At 69.7% G+C, this 23,345-nt stretch carries 18 protein-coding genes and 2 pseudogenes; 10 read left to right on the top strand and 10 right to left on the bottom strand.

Going from position 1 to position 23,345, the window contains the following annotated elements; translation table 11 throughout:
• Nucleotides 1–395 precede the first annotated feature (395 nt).
• From mnmG to BLU84_RS27385, 3 genes are all read right to left on the bottom strand, one after another.
• On the bottom strand, nt 396–2,285 hold the full coding sequence (gene mnmG / locus BLU84_RS23965; protein WP_074873199.1) for a tRNA uridine-5-carboxymethylaminomethyl(34) synthesis enzyme MnmG: 1,890 nt from the start codon (nt 2,283–2,285) through the stop codon (nt 396–398).
• Nucleotides 2,286–2,988: 703 nt separating this feature from the next.
• Nucleotides 2,989–3,519 carry a hypothetical protein gene (locus BLU84_RS23970; RefSeq protein ID WP_074873202.1) on the bottom strand — a complete coding sequence of 177 codons (531 nt, stop codon included), beginning with the start codon at nt 3,517–3,519 and terminating at the stop codon, nt 2,989–2,991.
• 82 nt (nt 3,520–3,601) lie between these two features.
• On the bottom strand, nt 3,602–3,742 hold the full coding sequence (locus BLU84_RS27385; RefSeq protein ID WP_170849239.1) for a hypothetical protein: 141 nt from the start codon (nt 3,740–3,742) through the stop codon (nt 3,602–3,604).
• Between the two features lie 466 nt (nt 3,743–4,208).
• On the opposite strand from BLU84_RS27385, the gene BLU84_RS23975 reads away from it, so the two are divergent.
• The 9 genes from BLU84_RS23975 to BLU84_RS24015 all read left to right on the top strand — a co-directional run bounded on the left by BLU84_RS23975 (nt 4,209) and on the right by BLU84_RS24015 (nt 13,160).
• A complete protein-coding gene (locus BLU84_RS23975; protein WP_074873205.1) occupies nt 4,209–4,895 on the top strand; it encodes an ABC transporter ATP-binding protein in 687 nt (228 codons plus the stop codon).
• Nucleotides 4,879–5,865, top strand: a complete 987-nt coding sequence (locus BLU84_RS23980) for an HlyD family secretion protein (RefSeq protein WP_083383072.1) — start codon at nt 4,879–4,881, stop codon at nt 5,863–5,865. The genes BLU84_RS23975 and BLU84_RS23980 overlap by 17 nt, the downstream gene beginning before the upstream one ends.
• A complete protein-coding gene (locus BLU84_RS23985) occupies nt 5,862–6,830 on the top strand; it encodes an HlyD family secretion protein (protein WP_074873212.1) in 969 nt (322 codons plus the stop codon). The genes BLU84_RS23980 and BLU84_RS23985 overlap by 4 nt, the downstream gene beginning before the upstream one ends.
• Nucleotides 6,827–8,158, top strand: coding sequence for an efflux RND transporter periplasmic adaptor subunit (locus tag BLU84_RS23990; RefSeq protein ID WP_211664600.1), 1,332 nt, complete (start codon nt 6,827–6,829; stop codon nt 8,156–8,158). Before BLU84_RS23985 ends, BLU84_RS23990 begins: the two co-directional genes overlap by 4 nt.
• Entirely contained in the window at nt 8,155–9,408 is a 1,254-nt protein-coding gene (locus tag BLU84_RS23995) for an ABC transporter permease (RefSeq protein WP_233431219.1), read from the top strand. Before BLU84_RS23990 ends, BLU84_RS23995 begins: the two co-directional genes overlap by 4 nt.
• Nucleotides 9,409–9,521: 113 nt before the next feature.
• Nucleotides 9,522–10,529, top strand: coding sequence for a pyridoxal-phosphate dependent enzyme (locus BLU84_RS24000; protein ID WP_074873289.1), 1,008 nt, complete (start codon nt 9,522–9,524; stop codon nt 10,527–10,529).
• A gap of 221 nt (nt 10,530–10,750) precedes the next feature.
• Nucleotides 10,751–11,563 carry a V4R domain-containing protein gene (locus BLU84_RS24005; protein ID WP_074873218.1) on the top strand — a complete coding sequence of 271 codons (813 nt, stop codon included), beginning with the start codon at nt 10,751–10,753 and terminating at the stop codon, nt 11,561–11,563.
• 155 nt (nt 11,564–11,718) lie between these two features.
• On the top strand, nt 11,719–12,462 hold the full coding sequence (locus tag BLU84_RS24010) for an MHYT domain-containing protein (protein ID WP_074873220.1): 744 nt from the start codon (nt 11,719–11,721) through the stop codon (nt 12,460–12,462).
• 272 nt (nt 12,463–12,734) lie between these two features.
• Nucleotides 12,735–13,160, top strand: a complete 426-nt coding sequence (locus BLU84_RS24015; protein WP_074873221.1) for a ketosteroid isomerase-related protein — start codon at nt 12,735–12,737, stop codon at nt 13,158–13,160.
• A 43-nt stretch (nt 13,161–13,203) separates the two neighbouring features.
• Here BLU84_RS24015 and BLU84_RS24020 read toward each other — a convergent pair whose 3' ends face one another.
• From BLU84_RS24020 to BLU84_RS24045, 6 genes and pseudogenes are all read right to left on the bottom strand, one after another.
• On the bottom strand, nt 13,204–13,422 hold the full coding sequence (locus BLU84_RS24020; protein ID WP_083383073.1) for a colicin immunity domain-containing protein: 219 nt from the start codon (nt 13,420–13,422) through the stop codon (nt 13,204–13,206).
• A 613-nt stretch (nt 13,423–14,035) separates the two neighbouring features.
• Nucleotides 14,036–15,487: an efflux transporter outer membrane subunit gene (locus BLU84_RS24025; RefSeq protein WP_074873224.1), complete on the bottom strand. Its 1,452-nt coding sequence runs from the start codon at nt 15,485–15,487 to the stop codon at nt 14,036–14,038.
• Nucleotides 15,480–18,653, bottom strand: a pseudogene (locus BLU84_RS24030) (efflux RND transporter permease subunit). The gene BLU84_RS24025 and the pseudogene BLU84_RS24030 overlap by 8 nt, the downstream one beginning before the upstream one ends.
• 234 nt (nt 18,654–18,887) lie before the next feature.
• The gene (locus BLU84_RS24035; protein WP_074873228.1) at nt 18,888–20,099 is read right to left on the bottom strand and encodes an efflux RND transporter periplasmic adaptor subunit; all 1,212 of its coding nucleotides are present in this window, start codon (nt 20,097–20,099) and stop codon (nt 18,888–18,890) included.
• Entirely contained in the window at nt 20,096–21,100 is a 1,005-nt protein-coding gene (locus BLU84_RS24040) for an SDR family NAD(P)-dependent oxidoreductase (RefSeq protein ID WP_083383074.1), read from the bottom strand. The genes BLU84_RS24035 and BLU84_RS24040 overlap by 4 nt, the downstream gene beginning before the upstream one ends.
• Nucleotides 21,097–21,378, bottom strand: coding sequence for a DUF2798 domain-containing protein (locus tag BLU84_RS24045; protein WP_074873234.1), 282 nt, complete (start codon nt 21,376–21,378; stop codon nt 21,097–21,099). Before BLU84_RS24045 ends, BLU84_RS24040 begins: the two co-directional genes overlap by 4 nt.
• Before the next feature lie 527 nt (nt 21,379–21,905).
• On the opposite strand from BLU84_RS24045, the pseudogene BLU84_RS24050 reads away from it, so the two are divergent.
• Nucleotides 21,906–22,868, top strand: a pseudogene (locus BLU84_RS24050) (LysR family transcriptional regulator); the annotation flags it as partial.
• A gap of 337 nt (nt 22,869–23,205) precedes the next feature.
• Here BLU84_RS24050 and BLU84_RS27980 read toward each other — a convergent pair.
• Nucleotides 23,206–23,340, bottom strand: a complete 135-nt coding sequence (locus BLU84_RS27980) for a hypothetical protein (RefSeq protein ID WP_267889200.1) — start codon at nt 23,338–23,340, stop codon at nt 23,206–23,208.
• Nucleotides 23,341–23,345: the final 5 nt, after the last annotated feature.

The following is a 23,345-nucleotide window of genomic DNA, read 5'->3' on the forward strand; positions in this document are numbered from 1 at the left end:
CAGCCACAACGAAACCGAGTCGCGCCGCCCTCGCAGCGGCTACCTGTAGGAGCGGCGCAAGCCGCGACCGCGACAACGCAACTACGGCGAACCTTACAACGCAGCCGTATTGCCGCAATCGCGACTCGCGTCGCTCCTACAGTCGGAATCGCAATATCGATTCGCCCGGCGAGAACGCCGCACGCGCGTGAGCTGCATCAGCCACAACGAAACCCAGTCGCGCCGCCCTCGCGGCGGCTACCTGTAGGAGCGGCGCAAGCCGCGACCGCGAACACGCAACTACGGCGAACCTTGCGACGCAGCCGTATTGCCGCAGTCGCGACTCGCGTCGCTCCTACAGTCGGAACCGCCGCATCGATTCGTCGGGAAAGAACGCCTTGGGCGCCCCGTCCCGCTCACGCCACCCGCGAACGCCGCGCGCGCGTGAGGTGCACCAGCAGCAGCGAGATCGCCGCCGGCGTCATGCCCGGAATGCGCTGCGCCTGCCCAACCGTCTGCGGCCGCACGCGTTCGAGCTTCTGCTGCGCTTCGGCCGACAGGCCGCGCACCGCGGCGTAGTCGAAATCTTCGGGAATCGGCGTGTTCTCGTTGCGCTGCTGGCGCTCGATCTCTTCGCGCTGGCGGTCCAGGTAACCGGCGTACTTGACCCCGATCTCGACCTGCTCGGCCACCTCGGCGTCGCTCGCGCCCGGGCCCAGCGACGCCACCTGCATCAGCTTGGCGTAATCCAGCTCCGGCCGCTTGAGCAGGTCGCGCGCGCTGCTCTCGCGGCTGACCTCGATGCCCAGCGTCTGCGCCAGCTCGCGCCCCAGCGCATTGTTCGGCGCCGCCCACACCGCGCCCAGGCGCGCGGTTTCGCGCTCCACCGCGTCGAGCTTGCGTTCGAACCGGCCCCAGCGCGCGTCGTCCACCAACCCCATCTCGCGCGCCACCGGCGTCAGCCGCTGGTCGGCGTTGTCCTCGCGCAGTTGCAGGCGGTACTCGGCGCGCGAGGTGAACATGCGATAGGGCTCGCTGGTGCCGTGGGTGATCAGGTCGTCCACGAGCACGCCCAGATAGGCCTGGTCGCGGCGCGGGCTCCAGCCTTCGACGCCGCGCACGAACCGCGCCGCGTTGAGCCCGGCCAGCAGGCCCTGCGCGGCCGCCTCTTCGTAGCCGGTGGTGCCGTTGATCTGGCCGGCGAAGAACAGCCCGGCCACGGACTTGGTCTCCAGCGTGCTCTTCAACCCGCGCGGGTCGAAGAAGTCGTATTCGATGGCATAGCCCGGCCGGGTCAGGTGGGCGTTCTCGAAACCGCGGATCGAGCGCACCAGCGCCAGCTGCACGTCGAACGGCAGCGAGGTCGAGATGCCGTTGGGATAGATCTCGAACGTCTCCAGCCCTTCGGGCTCGACGAAGATCTGGTGGCTGGCCTTCTCGGCGAAGCGCACCACCTTGTCCTCGATCGAGGGGCAGTAGCGCGGGCCGATGCCCTCGATCTGGCCGGTGTACAGCGGCGAGCGGTCGAGCGCGCCGCGAATGATCTCGTGGGTCTGCTCGCTGGTGTGGGTGATCCAGCACGAGACCTGACGCGGATGGTCGGCCGCGCTGCCGATGAAGGACATGACCGGACGTGGATCGTCGCCCGGCTGCTCCTCCATCACCGAGTAATCCAGGCTGCGCCCGTCGATGCGCGGCGGCGTGCCGGTTTTGAGCCGGTCGACCACGAACGGCCCTTCGCGCAGCCGCACGGCCAGCGCGGTCGCCGGCGGGTCGCCGGCGCGGCCGGCGGCATAAGTGGTCTGGCCGACGTGGACCTTGCCGGCAAGGAAGGTGCCGGCGGTCAGCACCACCGCCGGCGCGCGGAAGCGCAGGCCGGTCTGGGTGACCACGCCGGTGACGCGGCCGGCGTCGAATTCGATGTCGTCGACCGCAGCCTGAAACAGGCTCAGCCCCGGCTGGCCCTCGACCGCGCGGCGGATGAAGGCGCGGTACAGCGCGCGATCGGCCTGGCAGCGGGTGGCGCGCACGGCCGGGCCCTTGCTGGCGTTGAGCCGACGCCACTGGATGCCGGCGGCATCGGCGGCGCGGCCCATGACCCCGCCCATCGCATCGATTTCCTTGACCAGATGGCCCTTGCCGATGCCGCCGATGGCCGGATTGCAGCTCATCGCGCCGACGGTTTCGATCGAATGGGTCAGCAGCAGGGTGCGGGCGCCGGCGCGCGCGGCGGTCAGCGCGGCCTCGGTCCCGGCATGGCCGCCGCCCACCACGATGACGTCGAATTGGTAGAAGGAGTCGGACACGGGAGCGGATTCGGAAGAAGGGAGTCGGGGGCGGGCTCGGCAACGGCCGGCCGCAGCGCGGGCCGTATTTTCGCACGCTCCGGTCGAGCGGGCCGTCAGGTCGGTTCCACGGGCCGCCGTGCCTTCCCTCGCCCGCCATCCCCACGCCTGAAGTTGGCACAGTTCATGCTTGAGTTATTCATGCACCTTGCGGGGCAGGCGCTAGACGCCGGCTGGAATTGGAACAGGGGCTGGCCAAGCGCTCGCGGGGGAAGCCGGGGGCCGAATGTCGGGGGACATTCGGCCCCTTTTTATTGTCTGCGTTTTGGCCTTCGCCGGCCTGTGCCGCGCCCACGCGGCGACCGCGGCGCCCGTTCCGGGCTTTCGCCGCAACCCTTTGAAACAAAAAGAAAAGCGCGCGTAGATACGCGCGCTTTTCGGTCGCGTCCGCGATGCGGAGCGGAATGGGCGCCGACGCCTGACGGGGACGGAACAGGGGGGATCCGTGATTCCTCGCCAGGCGCCGACATAGAAGCCTGTGCTTACCGAAAACGTCCAAATGCGACGTAAGCGGTCAGTAGCGGTAGATTGCTGTCACTCCGTCAGGAACGCAAGTGCGCACCGTTCCAGTTCCGACGAAAAAGGGGCCCGTAGGCCCCTTGTGGTGTCTTGAGCGGTCGTAAACGACCGACGGCCGGTGTCCGGTTCAGCGGATTCAGCCGGATCAGCGCTCCACGTCGCGCCAGGCGCGGCCACCGTCGCGGCGCGCCGAAGGCATGGCCGGGGCGCGCGGCGTCATCATTTGCGGCTGCGGCGTCGAACGCGGCTGCGGCATGCTGCCGCCCGGATTGCGCGGACCCCAGGCGCCGCCGCCGACCGGGCGGGTGTCGCGCCACGGCAGGCCGCCGTCGCTGCGCGGCGGCGGATTGTGGTTCGACGGCGGGTTGGGCTGGTGCGGCCGGCCCGGGCGGTTGGGGTAGTAGTAGCGCGGATAGCCGTAGTAGTACGGATAGCCGCCGTAACCGCCGTAGTACGGATTGCCGTAATAGCCGCCGCCGTAGCGGAAGCGGTACGACTCGCCGTACGGGTAATAGCCGTAGCCCGGCCCGTAGTAGTTGCCGTAGTAGTTGTAGTCGACGCTCGGCCGGCCGTAATAGTACGAGCCCGGCCCACCGCCGCCGCGGACGGTGTAGTCGGAGACGCAACCGGCCAGCAGGCCGGCTGCGAGAAGCGGAATTGTCAGTTTGCGGATCATGGCAGACCCCCCGGATAGGGTTTCAGAGTCTGCCTGAAGCATTGAACTCGGGCTTAACTCGGCCGACCCGCAAATGTCAGTTTCAGGCCTGTTCGGCCTGGGCCGCGTTGTCGCTCAGATCGAAGTGGGGAACCGCCTGCTTGGCCGTGGGGATCACATCCGGCGGCTCGCAGCCGGTGAGCAGGACCAGGCTCAGAGCCAGACAGACCAAGAGTTTGCGCATGGGAGTTTCCCCTGTGATGGAGCGTCGTGGTGGGCCGGGCGCGGCTGCGTCCGGGTGGCGGGCGGCTGTCGTGGCCGATCGATCCGAGGGTCCAACCGCAACGCGGGCCGGCCGGGCCGGATAACGCTGTGCGGCGCGCATCCGATGCGCCTGCGCCCGTTCCGCGACCGAAACACCTGGCGGGTCGATCCATAAACTATCGATGAAGACCTGCGCGATTGCGGTACGGGTTCACATTCCTGGTTCATGAATCGTTGCCTGCGGGCGCGCGCGGACAGGCCCTCGCGCGGCGCCGCCGGACGAGGCCGGCGCGGCCGCCGGCACAAATTCTGACAAATAGGGGATTGCGCCGACCCGCGTCGGCGCGGGAACCTTCAGCGGGCGCGCCGGGTCGCAACGACACGGCAGCGCTCGCGCGGCGGACGTCCGCGCGCCGCTCTTCTCTCTTCTCCCGGCCCGGTTATCGATGATCGAATTGGATGCGGTCCATCGTCGCTATGAAATGAACGGCCAGGCGGTGAATGCATTGGCCGGGGTGGACCTGAAGATCGGTGCGGGCGAGTTCGTCGCCATCACCGGCGCCTCCGGTTCGGGCAAGTCGAGCCTGCTCAACATCCTGGGCTGCCTGGACCGCCCGACCCGCGGCCGCTACCTGATCGAAGGCCGCGACGTCGCCGAGTTCGACGACGAGGCCGCCAGCGACATCCGCAACCGCCGCATCGGCTTCGTGTTCCAAAGCTTCCATCTGCTGCCGCGGCTGACCTTGCTGGAGAACGTGCTGCTGCCGCTGCGCTTCCATCGCCAGCCGCCGGCGGACGCGCCGCAGCGCGCGCGCGAACTGCTGGCGCGGGTAGGGCTGGGCGAACGCAGCAGCCACCGGCCCAGCGAGCTGTCCGGCGGCCAGCAGCAACGCGCCGCGATCGCCCGCGCGCTGCTGCTGCAGCCGGCGCTGCTGCTGGCCGACGAACCCACCGGCAATCTCGATTCCAAGAGCGCGGCCGACGTGCTCGACCTGATCGGCGAAGTCCACGCCGGCGGCCAGACCGTGGTGTTGGTGACCCACGACCGCGACCTGGCCGCGCGCGCGCCGCGCGAGGTGCGCCTGCACGACGGCAAGGTCGAACTGGACAGCGCGCATGACTGGGCGGCCTGAGCGCATGGCCGCCTGCATCGCGACGCTCGCCCTGGCCGCCACGCTGGCGCTGGCGGCGCCGGCCGCGGGCGCGGTGGTGCTGACCGGCGAAGTGCGCTCGGTCGGCGCGCAGCAGATCTACACGCCGCAGGCCAATACCGCGCCGGTGTCGATCCGTTACTTCGTGCCGGAAGGGCAGGCGGTGAAGGCCGGCCAGGTGGTGCTGCGCATCGATCCGGGCCAGGCCGGCACCCAGATTCCCGAGCTCGACGCCAAGATCGAACAGGCGCGGGCCAAGTCGGCCAAGGAATTGGCCGAGCTGGAAGTCAAAGCGGTCGACGCCGAAGTCGCCCTGGCCGAAGCCGACGCCGCGCTGGCCACGGCCAAGATCGAGGCGGCGATTCCGCGCGGATTGATCTCGCAGCTCGACTACGACCGCCACCAGGGCGAACTGGACAAGACCACGCGCGAGCAGCGGCTCAAGCGCGAACTGCTCGACGCCGCGCGCGCCGCGGTCGCGCGCCGGCGCCAAGACGGCGAACTGGAAACGCGCAAGCTCGGCGTGCAGCGCGACTACTACGCCGCGCTGCTGCGCCAGTCGGAAGTGCGCGCCGAGCGCGACGGCGTGGTTCTGCACGGCTTCAACAACAACTGGATCGGCGGGCGCATCGACGAAGGCAGCTCGACCATGCCCGGCAGCAAGGCCGGCGAAGTGGTCGGCAGCGGCGGCGCGATGCAGGTGCGCGCGTGGGCGCTGGAGCCCGACCGCCCCGGCCTGCGCGTGGGCCAGGACGTGCAGCTGAGCTTCGACGCGCTGCCCAAGCGCGCACTGCGCGGGCGCATCAGCGCGATCGCCGGCGCGCCCGACCGCAAGCCCGAGTGGGGCGACGGGCGCTATTTCACTGTCGATATCGACTTGCCGAACGGCCACGGCCTGGCGTTGCTGCCGGGCATGAGCGTGCGGGTGACCGCGGCCGGAGCGCGCCGATGAGCCGCGCCGCCGCTATCGTCGCCGCGCTTGCGCTGGCCTGCGCGTGCGCCGCCGCCGGCGCCGCCACACCGCTGCGCGTGGACGGCGAGGTCTATGCGCGCCGCTCCTCGGCGCTGATGCCGCCGAACATCGAGCGCATGTGGCAGTTCAGCATCACCCAGCTCGCGCCCGACGGCGCGCCGGTCAAGCGCGGCCAGGCGGTGATCAGCTTCGACAGCAGCGACGTGATCAAGCAACTCACCGAAAAGCGCAGCCAGCTCAAGGAAAAGCAGAGCGAGCTGCAGAAGCTCGACCTGGAACTGGCCGACCGCGAACGCACCGAACGCCTGGCCACGGCCGAAGCGCAGGCCGCGCTGGAGAAGGCCAAGCGCAAGACCGAGCAACCGGCCGAGCTGATCGCCGGGGTCGAGTACCGCAAGCTGGTGGTGGCGCGCCAACAGGCCGAGCGCAAGTTCGAACTGGCGCGCAAGCGCGAGACGCTCTCGGCCGAGCAGCGCCGGCAGGAGCGGCGCCTGCTGGCGTCCGAGCGCGATCAGTTGCAGGCCGACGTCGACCGCCTGCAACGCTCGCAGCAGGCGATGGAAGTGACCGCGCCGCGCGACGGGCTGATGATGCACCGGAGCAATTTCGAGGGCGAGAAATTCGATGTCGGCTCGCAGGTGTGGGTCGGCCAGACCGTGGCCGAGATTCCCGACATGAGCACGCTGGCGGTGCGCGCCGAACTGGCCGAGCGCGATCTGGGCCAGGTCAAGGTCGGCGCGCCGGTGCGGATCGTGGTCGAGGGCGGCGCGGGCAGCGTGGTGCGCGGCAAGGTCGCCTCGGTCGGGCGCGCGGTGCGCAGCAAATCGCAGGTACAGCCGGTGCCGGTGCTGGACCTGGACGTGCAGCTCGACGATCCGCGCGCGCCGCTGCGGCCGGGGCAGGCGGTGCGGGTGGAGATTGCGGCGTCGGGAGCCGGCAAATGAAAAGCGGCGCTCGCGCTACGTGGTTTCTGCTGCGATGCGGCGGCTGGGTGGTGCTGCCTCTTTGGTTGGCCGCTTGCTCGGGCGAGATCGCGCCGGCCGCGACCGAAACCGTCGCGCCGGCGCCGCTGCGCCTGAGCGTGCGCGGCGAAGGCGAACTCAAGTCGGCCAAGGCCACGCCGCTCAACGTACCGGGCCGCAACTGGGCCGCGCGTCAGGTCGAATGGATGCTGCCGGAAGGCAGCGCGGTCAAGAAGGGCGACCTGATCGCACGCTTCTCCGCCGACCAAGGCAAGCAAGAACTCGCCCAGACCTTGATCGACCTGCAGCGCAACCAACTGGCGCGCGCGGCCAAGCAGGGCGACCTGGACACGGCGCAGAGCAAGGTCGCGGTCGATCTGGCCCAGGTCGCGGTGCAGTTGGCGATCGCCGAGCGCTACGCCAGCGCCGACCTCAGCACGCTGGCGCGCAACGAAGTGCTCGACGCGGTGCAGGACCGCAGCTTCCTCACCGCCAAGCAGGACATCCTGCAATGGCAGCGCGGCCAGTCCGGCGTGCGCGGCGGCGCCGAGCTGGCGGTGCTCGACGCCCAGCGCGCGACTTTCGATATCGCCGCCAAGGCGCGCCAGTCCGATCTGGATGCGCTGGAGCTGCGCGCGCCCAACGACGGCGTGCTGATGCTGGCGACCAACTGGCAGGGCGACAAGGCCAACGTCGGCGCGACCCTGCGCGCCGGCTTCGACTACGGCAGCCTGCCCGACGCTTCGGCGATGGAACTGGAGCTGAGCCTGCCGCAGATCGAAGCGCAGGGCGTGCGGGTCGGCAATGCGGTGGAGATGTTCCCGGTCGGCCGGCCGCAACAGAAGATCGTCAGCAAACTGTCCTGGGTCGCCAGCGCGGCCAAGGTGCGCAACCAACAAAGCCCGGTGAAGTATCTGAGCATGAAGGCGCCGATTCCGGCCGAAGCGATCGCGCGCTACAAGCTGGTGCCGGGCCAGCAGCTGGAAGCGCGGGTGGTGCTGCTGGACGCGCCGCGCGCGCTCAGCGTGGCCAACGTCGCGGTCGACAGCGACGACGGCCGCGACTACGTGCGCGTGCGCGTGCGCGACGGCGCAGGGTTCCAGCGCCGCGCGGTCAAGCTCGGCGTGCGCGGGCCGGCGCGCTCGCAGGTGCTCTCGGGTTTGAACGAGGGCGAGCAGGTGCTGCTGGCCGAGGCCGGCGCGATCGACGCGCCCACCGCCAAGGCCGAAGACGCGGCCAAGGATGCGGCCGAGCATCAGGAAAAGAACGCAGCGGCCAAGCCGCAGCCGGCGCGGGCGGTGGCGCGGTGAACCGCGCGCTGGGCTGGCTGCCGCCGATCTGGCGCGAAGCGGTCGAGGAACTGTGGCGGCGCCGGCTGCGCACGCTGCTGACCTTGCTCGGCCTGATCTTCGGCGTCGGCGCGATCGTGGCGATGCAGGCGGTGGGCGAGGGCAGCCGGCGCGAGGCGCTGCGCCTGGTCGAAAGCCTGGGCCTGAACAACCTCATCGCCGAAGCCAAATTGCAGCAGGACGAGAACAGCCTGCGCGAGATCCGCGCGCGCAGCCTCGGCCTGAGCCTGGCCGACGCCGACGCGGCGCTGGCGGTGGTGCCAGGCGCGCAGCGCTACGCCGCCGAGAAACCCATCCGCACCCATTCGGTGTTCAGCGACAGCGGCCACAGCGATGCGCAGGCCAGCGGCGTGAGCCCGGACTATTTCGAACTGTCGTCGCTGCGCGTGGCCAAGGGCCGCGCGCTGAATGCCGACGACGACCGCGCGCTGGCGGCGGTCGCGGTGCTCGGCCATCAGGCCGCGGCCGACTTGTTTCCCGGAGTCGACCCGCTCGGCCGCGATCTCAAGGTCAACCACGTGTGGCTGCAGGTCGTCGGCGTGCTCGCCGACCGCGACCTGAGCAAGGATCAATTCGAAGGCGTGCAGCTCGGTCTGGAGAGCAACCGCGTATACGTGCCGCTGGCCAGCGCGCGGGCGCGGTTCAAGTTCAATCCGCAGGAAGACGAGGTCGACCGCTTCCTGCTGCGCCTGTCCGACCCGTCGCAACTGGCGGCCGGCGCGCGGGTGCTGTCGACGGTGCTGGGCCAGCGCCACGCCGGCAGCGCCGACTTCCGCCTGGTGGTGCCGCAGCAGTTGTTCCAGCAGCACCAGAAGACCCAACGCATCTTCCGCGTGGTGATGGGCGCGATCGCCGGGGTCAGCCTGCTGGTCGGCGGCATCGGCATCATGAACATCATGCTCGCCAACGTGCTGGAGCGGCGGCGCGAGATCGGCCTGCTGCGCGCGCTGGGCGCGCGCCGGCGCGACGTGGTCGCGCAGTTCCTGCGCGAGGCGACGGTGATCTGCGTGAGCGGCGCGGCGCTGGGGCTGTTGTTCGGCGTGCTGCTGGCCTATCTGATCGCCGCGTTCGCCGGCTGGCAGGTGGCGTGGGCGCCGATTCCGGTGCTGCTGTCGGCGACCTTCTGCGCGGCGGTCGGGCTGGCGTTCGGCGTGTATCCGGCGCGGCAGGCGGCGCGGCTGGATCCGATCGCGGCGTTGCGGCACGACTGATCCGCAAGTCGGGATCGCAGATTCGCGAACGGCGTCGCGACGCGGACAGCGCCGCCGTCGCGCCCGCCGTGCCGCGCACGCTGCGCGCGCGCCGGCTGCGCTACGCTTGCGCGATGAACGCCCACGACACCCAGACCCTCGACGCCGTCGCGCTCGCCGACGCCCCCGCGTATGCGGACATCCTCGCCGCGGCCGCGCGCATCGCGCCGCACGCGCACGCCACCCCGGTGCTGACCTCGCGCGCGCTGGACGAACTGGCCGGCTGCCGGCTGCATTTCAAATGCGAAAACCTGCAGCGCGGCGGCGCATTCAAGTTCCGCGGCGCCTGCAATGCGGTGTTCTCGCTCAGCGACGAGCAGGCCGCGCGCGGCATCGTCACCCAGAGCTCGGGCAACCACGGCGGCGCCATCGCCCTGGCCGCGCGCCTGCGCGGCGCGCGCGCCACCGTGGTCGCGCCGCACAACACGCCCAAGGTCAAGCTCGCCGCGATCCGCGCCTACGGCGCCGACGTCGTGTTCTGCGAACCGGCGCAGTCCGCGCGCGACGAAACGACCGCGCAGGTGCTGGCCGACACCGGCGGCGTGCTGGTGCATCCGTTCAACGACCCGCGGGTGATCGCGGGGCAGGGCACCGCGACCCTGGAACTGATGGCCGCCGCGCCCGGCCTGGACGCGGTGATCGCGCCGGTCAGCGGCGGCGGCCTGCTCTCGGGCACCGCCATCGCCGCGCACGGCGGCGACCCCGCCATCGCGGTCTACGGCGCCGAACCGCTGGGCGCGCGCGACGCCCACGACTCGCTCGCCGAAGGCCGGCGCATCACCGGCCGCGCCACCGACACGGTCTGCGACGGGCTGCGCGCGGAACTGGGCACGCTCACCTTTCCTATCCTTCGCTCACACGTGTGCGAGGTGTTGCTGGTCGACGACGCCCAGGCGATCGCGGCGATGCGGCTGATCTGGGAGCGCATGAAGCTGGTGGTCGAACCCTCCGGCGCGGTGCCGTTGGCGGCGGTGCTCGCGCATCGCGACCTGTTCGCCGGACGCAGCGTCGGCCTGATCGTCTCCGGCGGCAATGTGGACCTCGATCAGGCGGCGCATTGGTTCGCCGCGCAGGCCTCGTGACCGGTTCCGTATTCGCTTTGCGTTTGTTATGCGGCGCACGTTGAGAGCAGGTACACGCGCCGCATAAAAAGCCTCAAAACCAGGGCTTTTCTGTGATCTGCGTTAGTGTTTTTTGTTAACGCAACTGGCACGATGCGCCATCGCGCGCCAGTCCCTGTCATGCCGCGCGGACCGCCCCATCCGGGCGATACCGACCCGTGCACAGGCCAGGGGAGTTCTGCATGGTGGATGTCGAGTTTCGCGTGGTTTCCGAGCGCCGCGACGGCCTGCTGCTGGCCCTGGGTCAGGTCGTCATCGCCAACGGATTCACCCTGCTGCGCCAGCGCATGCTCAACAGCGACGAAGGCGTGGTGTTGGTGATGGTGGTGCGCGGGCCGGCCGACCAATTGCTGGTGCTGGAAGAGAAGCTGGGCACCCATCACCTGGTGCAGAGCTTCGAAGCCTCGCCCTACGAAGGCGCGCCGAGCGCGCCGCCGCCGGTCGCGCGCGCCAACGGCCACAACGGCCACGGCGACGGCCATGCGCCGCCCGTCGCGACACCGGCGCCAGCGCCGGCCGCGCAGGCCGCGCCGGCGCCCGCCGGGGCCGCGCCGATCGACCTGCAACGGGTGGAAACGCTGCTGCCGCAGCTGGCCCGCAACTATCCCAACATCCTGCTGCAGTTGGTCGCGCTGGAGCGCGAGCTGCCGCCGGCCCAGCGCGAATCGACCTTGCGCTACATCGGCCAGCGCGTCGGCGCCTGGGTCTACAAGCGCGACTTCGCGCTCGGCGGACAGTTGCCGCTGGGCGACTCGGTGCGCCGCATCGCCCTGCCGGCGATGCGCCAGCTGGTCCAGGCCGAGCTGCAGGACGACGTCTTGCGCGTGCGCAACAGCCCCTTCTGCCATCGCGGCGAACATGGCGAGTGCTGCCATTTCCTGCGCGGCATGCTCGGCGGCCTGCTCGAAGGCCAGCACGGCGGCAGCGTGCGGGTGGTCGAAAGCCAGTGCCGCAACACCGGCGCGGAGACCTGCCGGTTCGAATTCGAAACCTGACCGGACAGACCGGTCGACCGCCGCGGCCGGGATCGCCGCGGCGCCACGCGCCGACGCACGCGCCGGCGTGGGATGTCGCCTTGGCGCGGGACGGCGCTCGGGCGGCCGATTGCTGTTCATCCCTGCCTTACAACCCATCCACCAGGGGGTTCGCCATGCCGCTCGACCAAGCAATCCAATGCGTCCACGACCCGTTGCTCGTCATCCTGTCCTATGTGGTGTCGGTGCTGGGGTCGTTCACCGCCCTGCAGTTGGCCATCGCCATTCCGGGCTCGACCGGCGCGGCGCGTTGGCGCGCGATCACCGCCGCCGGCATCGCCATGGGCGGCGGCGCGATCTGGGCGATGCACTTCATCGCCATGCTCGCCTGCCGCATGAACGTGGAAGTCACCTACGACCTGCCCGTGACCCTGGGCTCGGCGGTGATCGCGGTGGTGTCGTGCATGGCCGGCCTGGCCATCGCCGGCAGCGGCGTCTTCAACTGGGGCAAGCTGATCGTCGGCGGCGTGCTGATGGGCCTGGGCGTGACCGGCATGCACTACGCCGGCATGGCCGCGATGGTGATGCCGGCCGACACCGTCTACAACAGCACGCTGCTGGTGGCCTCCGGCGCGATCGCCGTGGTCGCCTCGATCGTCGCGCTGTGGCTGGCGTTCAACCTGCGCGGCTGGGGCCAGATGCTCGGCAGCGCGCTGGTGATGGGCGTGGCGGTGTGCGGCATGCACTACACCGGCATGCTCGCGGCCAGCTTCATCCCGGACAAGAGCGCGGCCGCCGCCGGCGGCGTCAGCGGCGGCTACCTGGGCGTGGGCATCTTCGTGGTCACCACCGCGCTGCTGGCGGCGGTGCTGACGATCAGCCTGCTGCGCCAGCGGCAGCGCGCGATGGTGCGGATTTGACGATAGCGATCTGACGAGCCGGTCCCACCGCGCTCGTCCGACCTCAGATAGCTGAGATCAGAACACGGCCCGGCGCTCGCACCGCCGGGCCGTGCGCGTTTGTGGGAGGGCCTTCAGGCCCGATGCTTTTGGCTCAGCTCGCCTCGTAGCTTCGCAGCGAAGAGCATCGGGCCTGAAGGCCCTCCCACAAAGGCTGCGCACGCTGCGCCGTCTCGTCGCGCCGACGCGAATGCGCGATCATGCGCCTGCCCCGCAACGCAGGACGATCGACGATGACCGAAAGCCCCCGCCGCCACGATCTGGCCACCGAACTGGTGCTGTCCTACTACGCCGCCTTCAACCGCGGCGATTGGGACGGCATGCTCGCCACGCTCGGCGACGAGGTGATCCACGACCTCAACCAGGGCGCGCGCGAAACCGGCCGCGACGCGTTCGCGGCGTTCCTGCAGCGGATGTCGCGGCACTACCGCGAACAACTGCGCGACATCGTGGTGATGGCCTCGCCGGACGGGACGCGCGCGGCGGCGGAGTATGTGGTGCACGGCGAATACGCGGTCACCGACCCGGGCCTGCCGGACGCGCGCGGGCAGAAGTACGTGCTGCCGGGCGGGGCGTTCTTCGAGATCCGCGAGGGCAAGATCCAGCGGGTGACCAATTACTACAACCTCGACCACTGGGTGGCGCAGGTCGGCGGGTAACGGTCGTCGCGTCCGCCCCTGCGCGAGCGACGGACGGCGGATTTCACTCGTATCGCACCGGGCCGTCGCTTGCGGCGTCCAGTCGCGCCAGGATCTTGTGCACCTCGTTCAACAGTGCGGCGTCATCGAACTCTTCGCATCCACGGTCGCTGTCCGGGTCGTAGTTGTCGGCGACGCAGAAGATGTCGGAGAGCGCCAGGCTCAGCGCCGGATCGTCGGCCACCAACGCGCCGTTGTCGCGCTCGCGTTTCCAGGCGGCGATGAATCAATCCTGGGCCCGCACCTCGCCGCGTGCGTACTCGCGCGCCGTCCATAAAAGTTCGCGACTCATCCGGGCGGCATCCGTTTCTTCGATCGATGCCGGGATCTTATCGTCAGCGCCCGGGCCAAGCAGGCACCGAACGGTGCCGCGCGATCGGAATGCGGGAAAAAGCCGACGAGTCGGCCGCAGCGGCTGCGGCGCGGGCGCGCTACCAGTCGCGCCTGCGCGCTGCGCGGCGGCCGGAACCCGTGGCCGCCCGCGCATTGCCGCTACGACCGGCCCGTCGGACCGAGGAATGCGGCGTCGCGGCCTGCGCGGCCGCGACTTAGCCAGGAACCGACCGCCCGGGACGCGCGGGGCGAGCCCCACCGCGAGGAACGCGCCGCGCGTCCCGGGCGAATCGATTCTGGTGGGCCGGCGCGACCGTGCGGTCGCGCCGGCGGCGATCAAAAAAACCGACGAGCGGCCTGCGGCGGAGAGAGGGGGAGGGGCCGGCCGCAGGCCGGGGTCGTCGGTCTGGAAAGCGGGGGTGGGCGTGGGAAACCGGAAAGCGGTATCGCGGCGCAAACGCTGCGTTGCCGTCTCCCGGACCCCACGCCCGGATCCCTTTACCTCAGTTGCGCGCCACGCCTTCGCGCACCGGCTCGCGCGCCGGCCAACCGCCGGCCATCGCCTTGTACAGAGCGATGGCGCCGGTGACCGAGCGGGTGCGGCCGTCGGCGAAAGCGTCCTGCGCCTGCAGCTGGGTGCGTTCGGCGTCGAGCACTTCGAACAGGTCGGCGGCGCCGGCCTCGTAGCGCACGCGCGCGAGCTTGGCGGCCTTGAGGCTGTCCTGCGCGGCGCGTTCCAGGTGCTGGTCCTCGACCCGCGCGCGGGCATAACGCACCAACGCGTTCTCGGTGTCTTCCAGCGCCAGCAGCACGCTTTGCTGATAGCGCGCCAGCTCGCCCTCGGCGGTGGCGTCGGCGGCCTTGATCCGCGAACGCACCCGGCCAATGTCGAGGAACGACCAGTCGATGCCGAGCGCGACCAGGCGGGTTTCGCTGGCGCGTTCGAACAGCGCGCTGGTGTCGATGGCCTGCGAACCGATCAGCCCCGACAGGGTGAAGCGCGGGAACAGATCGGCGGTGGCCACGCCGATGCGCGCGGTGGCCGCGTGCAGGCGGTGCTCGGCGGCGGCGACGTCGGGACGCCGGCGCAGCAGGTCGCCCGGCGTGCCGGCATCGAGCCGCGCCGGCAGCGCCGGCAGCGGCGTCGCCTGATCGAGCTCGGCGATCAGCGCATCGGGCGTCTGCCCAGTCAGCACCGCGAGGCGGTGCTGGGTGACCGCGACCTGGGCTTCCAGGTTCGGCACCCGCGCCAAGGTCGCTTCGAGCTGGGCGCGCGCGCGCGAGGTGTCGAACTCGGTGCCGCGGCCGGCGTCGAAGCGCGCCTGCACCAGGCGCAGGGTTTCGGTCTGGTTCTCGGCGTTCTCGCGCGCGACCCGCAGACGTTCCTGCAGGCCGCGCAGCTCGACGTAGCTGCGCGCCACTTCGCCGACGATGGACACCTGCATGGCCTGCAGGTCGGCCGCGCTGGCCCAGGTGTCGGCGCGCTGCGACTCGACGTTGCGGCGCACCCGGCCGAACACGTCCAGCTCCCAGCTCACGTTGGCCTGGGCGCTGTAGCTTTCGTTGTCGCGGCCGCGGTTGTCCACGCCCGGCATCTGGTCGCTGCTGGAGCGGGTATCGCTGCCGCTGGCGCTGCCGGTGATGGTCGGGAAGCGGTCGAACTTGGCGCCGCGCAACAGCGCGTTGGCGCGGTCGTAGTTGGCCAGGGCGATGCGCAGGTCGTGGTTGGCGCTGAGCGACTCCTCGACCAGGTGGGTGAGCACCGGGTCGTTGAAGTTCTGCCAGAACTCGGCGGCCGGATCCGGCGCGGCGGTGCCGTCGGTGGCCGCTTGCGCGTCGGCGCGGGCGAACGCGTCCGGCGTGGCCAGGGTCGGCCGGACATAGTCCGGACCGACCGCGCAGGCGGCCAACGCGAGCGTCAGCAACGCGACCGCGGGGAGCTTCAAATTACGCATGGACGGTCTCCGAAACATTGTGGTGGTCGCCGTGCGAGACCAGCTTGTTGCCGACCATCTTGCGCAGCGCCACGTAGAACACCGGGGTCAGGAACAGACCGAACAGGGTCACGCCGAGCATGCCGGCGAACACGGTGATGCCGGTGACCGAGCGGACCTCGGCGCCGGCGCCGTGCGACAGCACCAGCGGCACGGTGCCGGCGATGAAGGCGATGGAGGTCATCACGATCGGACGCAGACGCAGGCGGCAGGCTTCCAGCGCGGATTCGACGATGCCCTTGCCCTGCAGTTCCAGCTCGCGGGCGAACTCGACGATCAGGATCGCGTTCTTACAGGCCAGGCCCATCAACACCACCAGGCCGACCTGCACGAACACGTTGTTGTCGCCGCCGGTCAGCTTGACGCCGAGCAGGGCCGAGAGCATGCACATCGGCACGATCAGGATCACCGCCAGCGGCAGGGTCCAGCTTTCGTACAGCGCGGCCAGCACCAGGAACGCCAGCAGGATGGCGAGCGGGAACACGATCATCGCCGCGTTGCCCTGACTGGCCTGCTGGTAGCTCAGGTCGGTCCACTCGATCTCCATGCCGTTGGGCAGGACCTTGGCGGCCACGTCCTTGACCACGTCCATCGCCTGCGCCGAAGACATCACGCGCGGGTCGACGTCGCCGGCGATGTCGGCGGCCGGGTAGCCGTTGTAGCGCAGCACCGGGTCGGGGCCGAAGGTCTGCTTGATGGTGACCATCGAACCGATCGGCACCATCTCGCCGCGGTCGTTGCGGGTGCGCAGGTTGGCGATGTCCTCGACGCTGTCGCGGAACGAACCGTCGGCCTGGGCGATGACCTGCCAGGTGCGGCCGAACTGGTTGAAGTCGTTGACGTAGGCCGAGCCCAGGTAGGTCTGCAGCGTATCGAACAGCTCGGTCAGCGGCACGCCCTGCGCCTTGGCCTTGACGCGGTCGACTTCGGCGTCGAGCTGCGGCACGTTGGCCTGGTAGGTGCTGTTGGCGTAGCCCATGCCCGGGGTCTGCATGATCGTGCCCTGGAACGCGCTGACCGCGTTCTGCAGCGCGCCGTAGCCCAGGTTGTTGCGGTCCTGGATGAACATCTGATAGCCCGCGCCGTTGCCCAGGCCGAGGATCGGCGGCGGCATCAGCGCGAAGGTGAAGCCTTCCTGGAAGCCGGCGATCTTCTGGTTCAGTTCGGCGGTGATCTCCACCGCGCTGCGGCTGCGCTCGCTGAAGGGCTTGAGCGGCAGGAACGCCACGCCGGTGTTGGGCGTGTTGGTGAACTGCACCGCGTTGAGGCCCGGGAAGGCGATCGAGTGCTGCACGCCTTCGGTCTTCATCGCAACGTCGGTCACCTTGCTCAGCAGGGCGTCGGTGCGGGCGATGGAGGAACCTTCAGGCAGCTTGACCGCGGCGATCAGGTACAGCTTGTCCTGCAGCGGGATGAAGCCGGCCGGCACGATCTTGAACATGAAGCCGGTGGCCACCAGCAGCACCGCGTAGACCACGAACACCGCGCCGCGCTTGCCCAGGGTGCGCGAGACCGCGCTCTGGTACTTCTCCGAGCTGGTCTTGAAGAAGCGGTTGAACGGACGGAACAGCCAGCCGAACAGACGGTCGATCAGGCGGGTCGGCGCGTCCTTGGGCGCGTGGTGCGGCTTGAGCAGGCGCGCGGCCAGGGCCGGCGACAGGGTCAGCGAGTTGATCGCCGAGATCACCGTGGAAATGGCGATGGTCACCGCGAACTGCTTGTAGAACTGGCCGGTCACGCCCGACAGGAACGCCATCGGCACGAACACGGCGCACAGCACCAGCGCGATCGCCACGATCGGGCCGGACACTTCCTTCATCGCCTGGTGCGCCGCGTCGAGCGGGCTCAGGCCTTCTTCGATGTTGCGCTCGACGTTTTCCACCACCACGATCGCGTCGTCCACCACGATGCCGATCGCCAGCACCAATCCGAACAAGCTCAGGGTGTTGATCGAGAAGCCCAGCAGGTACAGCGCGGAGAACGTGCCCACCACCGACACCGGCACCGCGATCAACGGAATGATCGAAGCGCGCCAGGTCTGCAGGAACAAGATCACCACCAGCACCACCAGCAGCACCGCTTCCAGCAGGGTCGAGACCACCGCCTTGATCGAGTCGCGCACGAAGATGGTGGTGTCGTACACCGCTTCGTACTTGATGCCTTCCGGGAACGACTTGGACAGGCGGTTCATCGTGTCGATGACCTGTTCCTGGATCTGCAGCGCGTTCGCGCCCGGCGCCTGGAAGATGCCGATGCCGACCGCGTTCTTGCCGTCGAGCTACGAACGCAGGCTGTAGTCGCCGGCGCCCAGTTCCAGACGGGCGACGTCGGACAGCCGCACCACTTCGCCGTCTTCGCCGCGCTTGAGCACGATCTCGCCGAATTCCTTCTGGTCGCGCAGGCGGCCCTGGGCGTTGATCAGGGTCAGGAAGTCGCTGCTGTTGGCCATCGGCTCGGCGCCGAGCTGGCCGGCGGAGACCTGCACGTTCTGCTCGCGCATGGCGCGGACCACGTCGCCGGCGGTGAGGCCGCGCGATGCGATCTTGTCCGGGTCGAGCCAGGCGCGCATGGCGTAGTCGCCGCCGCCGAAGATCTGCGCGTCGCCGACGCCCGACAGGCGCGCCAGGTTGTCCTTGACGTGCAGGCGGGCGTAGTTGCGCAGATACAGCGTGTCGTACTTGCCGTTGGGCGAGGTCAGGTGCACCACCATCAGGAACACCGGCGACTGCTTCTGCGTCGTCACGCCCTGGCGGCGCACGTCTTCGGGCAGTCGCGCCAGCGCCTGGCTGACCCGGTTCTGCACGCGCACGGCGGCATCGTCGGCGTTGGTGCCGGGGCGGAAGGTCACGGTGGTGACCAGCACGCCGTCGGAACCGGCGACCGACTTGATGTACATCATGTCTTCGACGCCGTTGATCGCTTCTTCGAGTGGCGTGGCGACGGTTTCGGCGATGACCTTGGGGTTGGCGCCCGGATAGACCGTGCGCACGACCACCGAGGGCGGCACCACTTCGGGATATTCGCTGATCGGCAGGATCGGAATCGCGATCAGGCCGGCGGCGAAGATCACGATCGACAGCACCGCGGCGAAGATCGGCCGGTCGATGAAAAACTTGGAAAAGTCCATGACGGATTCCTTGGTGCGGCGATGAGCCGCATGGGTCCCCGGCCTGGCCCGTGGGTTCGGGCCGGCCTTTGATTGCTTTTGAACCGGATCGGGCCAGTCGCTCTTGCTCGTCATTCCCGCGAACGCGGGAACCCGGAGACTTCAAACGTTCTCGCCCGAACAGCCCTGGGTCCCCGCCTTCGCGGGGACGACGGTAGGAGGGCTACGCGGTTCGCAGATACCGCTCGACCTGCCTCACAAGGCCCCGGCCGCCGCGCCCGGCGCCGCGGGCGCCGGTGCCGGCGCGCCCATGGCGATGGTCTTGGGCTGCACCGGCATGCCCGGGAAGAACACCTTCTGCACGCCGTGCACGATGACCTTGTCGCCCGGCGCCAGGCCCGACTGGACCACGCGCAGGCCGTCGATCATGCGGCCGAGGACCACGTCCTTGCGCACCGCCTCGTTCTTCGAGCCGAGCACGTAGACGTACTTGCGGTCCTGGTCGGTCAGCACGGCCTTGTCGTCGACCAGCATCGCCTTGAACTGGCCGCTGCCTTCCAGCTGCACGCGCGCGAACAGGCCCGGGGTCAGCACGCGCTCTTCGTTCGGCACCACCGCGCGGGCGCGGATGGTGCCGGTGTTGGAGTCGAGCTGGTTGTCGGTGAAGTCGACGGTGCCGGCATGCGGGTAGCCGCTCTCGCCGGCCAGACCGATCTTGACCGGGTTCTTGTCGCCGGAACGCTCGCCCTTGCGGGCCAGGTCGTTGTAGCGCAGGTAGGTCTGCTCGTCGGCTTCGAAGTACACGTACATCGGGTTCTGCGAGACCACCGTGGTCAGCACGGTCTGATCGGCCGAGGCGAGATTGCCGGTGGTGATCAGGGCGCGGCCGTCGATCGGCGAGCGCACTTCGGTGAAGGTCAGGTCGAGCTGGGCCGAGGCGACCGCGGCTTCGGCCGCGCGCACCGCGGCGTCGCCCTGGGTGCTGGCGGCGCGGCGGGTCTCGAATTCTTCGCGCGAGATCGCCTTGGCCTCGACCAGGGTCTGGGCGCGCTTGTCCTGGGTCTGGGCCAGGCGCGCTTCGGCGCGCGCGCGTTCCAGTTCGGCCTGGGCGCGGTTGAGCTCGGCGCGGTAGCGGCGCTGGTCGATCACGAACAGCAGGTCGCCTTTCTTGACGTCCTGGCCTTCCTTATAAGCGACGCGATCCACGTAACCGCTGACGCGGGCGCGCAGCTCGACCGATTCGGGCGCGCTGACCCGGCCGGTGAACTCGTCCCACTGCCGGACCTGCTTGCTCAGGACCTGGGCGACGCTGACCTCCGGCGGCGGCGGCGCGCCGCCTTCATGCGGAGCGGCTTGGCTGCCGCAACCGACGGCGGCCAGGGCGATGACGAGACTCGCGGTCAACGCGAGCACGGAAAGTCCGACGCCGGGCTTGCCGGAGCGGACGGAGAAGTGATGGGTGCTCATCGGGGGGTGGGTTCCTGTTTGGGATTCGGTGCGGTCAGCGACTTCAGCAGGGCGCGCGCGTCGAGCAGACATCGTTGGCTCTTGTCGTCGGACGCACAGTCCGGTTCTTGCGCGGTTGCGGCGGCAGCTGGGAGCGGAACTGTCTGAAGCGGGACCGTCTTGGGTACGGCGTGCTTGCTGGCAGAAAGCGGGCTGGTAGTAGGGGAAGCGGTGGGACTCGGGGCGGGGCTGGCGGGCGTTGCGTCGGCGACGCGGCTGGCGGGCGCGGAAGGGGGGCGCGCCCGCGGCGGCAGCAGCGCCGGCGCCGGCGCGCGCAGCGCGTAGGGCACGATCGGGCGCGGCGGCTCTTCGCTGATGTCGTGATCGATCAGCGCCATCGCGCGCTGGCCGACCGACAAGGCGCTCGGCCATTCGGGGCAGGAATGGCGTTGGTTGAACTCGGTGCACACCGGCGTGTCCACGGCCAGCAACTGCACCCGCACCGCCAGCTGGCGCGCTTCGTCGTGCAGCACGCGGGCGAGCATGCGCAGCGCGGCGGCGCCGATCGAACGGTGGCCGTAACCGGCCCAGGGGTGCTCGCTGCCGGGGCCGCCGATCAGCACGTAGGTGCCGCCGCGGTCGCGTTCGGCCAGCAGCGGCAGCAGGTGGCGGGCCGCGGCGAGGTGGGGGAGAAGGTCCTCGTCGAGCTTGCGCCGCAGGAACTCGGCCGGGTTGTCGAGCAGGCGGCCGCGCTCGGCGCTGCCGCACACCGCCGCGACCACGCCGGCCAGCGGGCGGCCGAGCTTGCGCAGGGCGCGCGCGAGCTTAGCGCCGGCGGCATCGTTGGCGACCGAGCCGGTCACCACGCTTAGGTCGGCGTCGGGGTAGCCGGACTTGAGCGCCTTGAGTTCGCTGGAGCTGCGCGCGACCGCGATGACCGGGCGGCCGCTGTCGATCGCGGCCTGCACGACCCCGCGGCCGACGCCGCCGGTGGCACCGAGTACAACCAAAGGGGCTTTCATTGTCCCGTCCCTGGGACTTTCCCTCCCACAACCGGGACGATACCGTGACGCTTGTCATCCCGGGTGTAGTGCGCGAGCACGGCGCCGACCGCCGGCATCAACAACATGGCGGCCGGCAGGGCGATGGTGAAGGCCAGCACCCAGGCCAGCATCCAGGCTTCTTCGGCGCCCTGGGCGAGGCCTTGGCGGAACACGACCACGGCCAGCCCGATCAGGGCGGACATGGCCACCGACATGACTGGCAAAAATGCGTACCTGGCTTGGCGTGGGGTCAACATGGCGGGGGGACCTCGTGACGATGTGCGGCACAGGTTAGAGACGCGAACGGGTCTTGATTAGCCCGGGATTCAGGGAATAATTGTCCCGGCAACGGTCCAATCCCGGTTCCGCCCCCCTTGAAGGCCGGCGGACGCGCCCCAACCCCGATCCTGCGAAGGGGGGCCGCCGCGCAGGGCATCGCACGACGGGGCTACTTTCGGCGTTCGCCCCGGACGGCGGCAGTGGAGGCGATCAATCCACGCCGGTGACAGCCGTCACCCGACGAACTACCGACACCGCAACGATCCACCGCGCCGGCAGGAGCCGGCGGGCGCCAACCGCAAAGGATTCGCCGGCTCCACGCCGGCCGCCGCGCCGCAGTCCGCGCGACGACGCCACCCGTTCCGGCGCGCGGCCGCAGCGCGCCACGCCTCATCGCTGCACGTACATATCGATACAACTTCCGTCTCGCGTTCGAACACAATCGCTTGCCGACCCCGGGTCTGCGGCGCTGCGTTCCAGCCATCGAACCAGGAGTCCAACCCCCGTGGCTCACGATCTCAACGACACGCTGATCTTCGTCAAGGTGGTCGAAAGCGGCAGCTTCATCGCCGCCGCGCAGGCCCTGCGCCTGCCCAAGACCACGGTCAGCCGCAAAGTCCAGGAACTGGAAACGCGCCTGGGCGCGCAGCTCCTGCACCGCACCACGCGCAAGCTCGGCCTGACCGAAGCCGGCAACGTCTACTTCGAGCACTGCCAGCGCATCGCCCGCGAACTCAACGAGGCCGAAAGCGCGGTCGGCCAGTTGCAGGGCGGCCCGCGCGGCTGGCTGCGCATCACCGCGCCGTATTCGGTCGGCATCACCTGGATCGCGCCGCTGCTGGGCGAATTCCACGCCCGCCATCCGGAAGTGCGGGTGGAGATGAACCTCAGCAACGAAACCGTCGACATGATCGACCAGGGCATCGACGTCGCCCTGCGCGTGGGCGCGTTGCCGGATTCGAACCTGATCGCGCGCAAGCTGGCGGTGTTCCGCACCCAGATCTACGCCAGCCCGAACTACCTGGCGCGCCACGGCGAACCGCTGCATCCCGACGACCTGCGCCACCACCGCACCCTGGCCATGCCCAAGTCGCGGCGCAGCAACAACGAATACGTGTGGCCGCTCAGCGACGGCGAGCGCACCGTCGATTACGTCATCGACCCGGTCATGGTCGCCAACGACCCAGGCCCCTTGCGCGGCGCGCTGCTGTGCGGCGAAGCGTTGATGCTGGCCGCCGACGTCACCGTCAAGGCCTTCGCCGAACAAGGCTACGTGCAGCGCGTGCTGGCCGGCTGGACCGGCCCGGAGTACGAATTCAACGCGGTGTTCCCGCGCGGCCAGGTGCAGTCGCCGAAGGTCCGCGCGTTCGTCGATTTCCTGGTCGAACGGCTGAACTTCGACGCCGACTACATGCAGGTGCTGTGCCCCGACGCCAAGCGCTTCCGCAAGGCCTCCGAGGAAGCCGAAGCCGCGCTCGCCCACGGCCTGGCCAAGGAAGCCGGCGAACCGCGCACCATCGCGGTGCCGGTGGTGGAAGCGATCGAAGCCATCGCCGAGGCGGTCGACAACAGCGGCAAGCGCCCGGGCAAGGCGCGCACCGCGACCAAGGCCGACACCGCGCCGGCGCGGCGCGACGATACGCCCAGCGACGAGGATGCGGCGCTGGTTTGAGCGATACCGCGGCGCACGGCGCCGGACAGTTTCGTTGTGTGGATCCCCGTCGCCTCGCGGTCGAGGCGACGGTTTTTTTTGGCTGCTGATCAGCGATCGGCGCATCGAATCCTGCTTTTTCCGACTGCAGGGATCAAAGCAAGTCACGCGATTTATGTCCCGCTATCGATGTGACTTGAATCTTGATTTCCATTGCTGCAATGATCTGCGCGGGGTGGGTCAAGGATGCCCCAGAAATAAGCAGCTTCAGCCGCAACGGCTGATCCACGGACG

Source organism: Lysobacter enzymogenes (assembly GCF_900106525.1).
Lineage (GTDB): Bacteria > Pseudomonadota > Gammaproteobacteria > Xanthomonadales > Xanthomonadaceae > Lysobacter > Lysobacter enzymogenes.